This window comes from Thiolapillus sp. (genome assembly GCF_048562965.1).
GTDB lineage: Bacteria > Pseudomonadota > Gammaproteobacteria > Chromatiales > Chromatiaceae > Thiolapillus > Thiolapillus brandeum_A.
The window spans coordinates 1-2016 of the sequence record NZ_JBHNMF010000563.1; the positions used below are offsets into that span (position 1 = coordinate 1).

General features: G+C 51.0%; 2 protein-coding genes. Both read right to left on the minus strand.

Annotation, left to right across the window (positions count from 1 at the left end):
* Nucleotides 1-254 precede the first annotated feature (254 nt).
* Nucleotides 255-683: a hypothetical protein gene (locus tag ACOCD2_RS17710; protein WP_293649923.1), complete on the minus strand. Its 429-nt coding sequence runs from the start codon at nt 681-683 to the stop codon at nt 255-257.
* Between the two features lie 63 nt (nt 684-746).
* On the minus strand, nt 747-1913 hold the full coding sequence (locus tag ACOCD2_RS17715; RefSeq protein ID WP_293649924.1) for a hypothetical protein: 1167 nt from the start codon (nt 1911-1913) through the stop codon (nt 747-749).
* Between the last annotated feature and the right edge of the window lie 103 nt (nt 1914-2016).

A 2016-nucleotide genomic window follows, 5' to 3' on the forward strand; every position in this document is an offset into this window, starting at 1 on the left:
GTGAGCAGGATGCAGCAATCAGCGTATAGAACAAGCTCTAACGGGCAGTATGAACAAAATAGCAACTTTATTTCACCCGAAAATATACGGTGGAACAATGTTGCTTACTCTAAACTCTAGCCGTGTAACTCAATCCGGAATAAATGGAATGAACCTTACCCATGGAAAATGCCGGAATCGTATTGAGGGAGCAATTGAACAACCAGCGGCTGTACGCAAACCCGCCACTGGCATCCGCCGTGAGAGGCGATGCATCAGAAAAGCCAGGAGATGTCGGCCCATGAACCAAAAGGCTCCAGGGTACCCTGTACCTGATCCCTTACGAAGCCGCCGGTCTCATCAAAGAGAATAAAGACATCACCACGATACACTTCGACCAGGGCGGCATTGTCATCACCACTCAGGATCGCGGGAGAACCGTCACCAGGAGCAAGCATATACAGGCTCCAGGTTTCCTCACCCGTATTGAAAACGGTATGGGTGGCGTTATTGAGAAATACATAACCATGCTGGCGTGAATACTCGAGCAACCTTGCAATATGCAGATGAGTACCAAGCAGACTGGAGAGTTCACCAGCAGACAACTGGATTGTGGAACGTACTTCTCTGGGAGTGGCATTGAGATAGTCAGACACATTGAATGTTGAAGACGTGTAGTTTTCAGCCGCTATTCTCGCCAGCACTTCAAAATCACCATTTGGAGTACCTGCAGGTACTTCTACGCGGAAGCTGAGTGTACCCTGGGCCTAGGGTGCGAGATCCCCCATTAGCCAGTACATTTGATTGTCACAGCGGCCGGTGGTATTGAAAGTGCCTCCGTTACCGGTCGTAACGAACGCCAGTTCCTTGGGCAGGTCCGCAACGATCACCACATTTCTCGCTGTTGTTTTCAGCGCATTCTTGTAAGTGAGGATAAAGTCCGCTCTTTCACCGGGAATCATGATCGTCGGGCCCTTTACGCTGACAACCAGGTTTTCGGGGATATCCAGTTTGCTGACAAACACATCTTCCCGGCCTTCACCCACATGCGTATCGAAAGCACCCGCCGTGGTCGGGAAATTACCTGCCGGATCTCCTGTATCCCGAGTTTGACCCGTTACCAGCATCTGGCCATTTGGATCCACCGCGAGCCCCAGGACTGTGTCATAACCTTTTCCACCAAGAAAGGTACCGTATAACAGGTGATCCAGACCGGGTGTCAACTTGGCAATATACGCATCCGTTGCTGCATACAAATAGGTATCCTGATTGAAAATCGGATTGTAGGCATCCACAGACAGAGGCATGCTTCCGGACCCCACTGTCGCAGTGATGAATACATTTCCCTCTGGATCCAGCGCCAAATCAGGCGAGGGATAATCACTGTCCCAACTGGAGCCCGTATCCCCCAGGTAAGTCACAGCCTGTACGTCGGAGAGATTGGCATCGAGACGCAAAACGAACAAGTCATAGTAGTTCAGCGAGCTTTTGTATATAGCCTGAAATCCTCCCCTGACTGGTAAACCACTGGAGTTCGCCCATCCTGCTAGGTAAGGCCTTCCTGTCCCATCAAGTAAGAGATCAACCCCCACCACATAACCTCTGCCATTCGAATAGCCACAGTTGTAGCCCGGCAGTCCGACGAGGCTAGAAGCCTGCAATGAGGAAAGGTTGCTATCAAAACGGGAAACAAATGCGTGATGACAACCGGAAAGGTTTTCCTGGAAGGCACCCGTGGTCGTCGGGAAACTGCCGTAAGTTGCGCCATCTGTATTGTTGTAGCTGGCACTGGTATCTCCCGCAACAAAAACCCGCCCCTGCCCGTCTACCGAAATCGAATGTGCCGCATCATCTGCTTCACCACCCAGAAACGTAGCACCCAGCAGAGAGGAAAGATCATTCGAAAATTTAGCAACAAGGTAAGCGCCAAACAATCAGCCCTATTGCATTTTTTTGACAGGCGTGTTCCAGGGTAGCAGGGCTTCAATGTCCTCAACCGTCCTGGCATTGCCGATGTGCTGCAGCACATGGTGGAGG